The 326-nt window shown below is 58.3% G+C and carries 1 pseudogene; it reads left to right on the forward strand.

The features are described from left to right. Window positions 1-245 (forward strand): annotated as a pseudogene (locus DBR23_RS31575) (exopolyphosphatase); the annotation flags it as partial. Window positions 246-326: the final 81 nt, after the last annotated feature.

Here is a 326-nt window from a genome sequence, read left to right on the forward strand (position 1 = left end):
GGGTGGAACTCGACGATCCGATTTTTGTGCTGCAGCTGCTGTGCTTGCGCTTGGCCGTGGCCCTGTGCCACGCACGCCGGGAGCCCGATACCAAAGGGCTGTCATTGCAGGCGGACGGACAGCAATTTCAGGTCAGCGCGCGCCCTGGATGGGCCATCGCATACCCCCAGTCGGCCCACCTTCTGCGCGAAGAAGTTCAAGCCTGGCAAAAAACCCCCTGGGAGCTGGCTGTGGACATGCCTTGAGGGTAAACAACAAACGGTATAAACTGTTTATACCGTTTATCAATCTTCTGTCATGACCACTGCCACCACAACCCCCAGCCC

It is taken from the genome of Acidovorax sp. HMWF018, assembly GCF_003061035.1.
In the GTDB taxonomy this organism is placed as follows: Bacteria; Pseudomonadota; Gammaproteobacteria; order Burkholderiales; family Burkholderiaceae_C; genus Acidovorax; species Acidovorax delafieldii.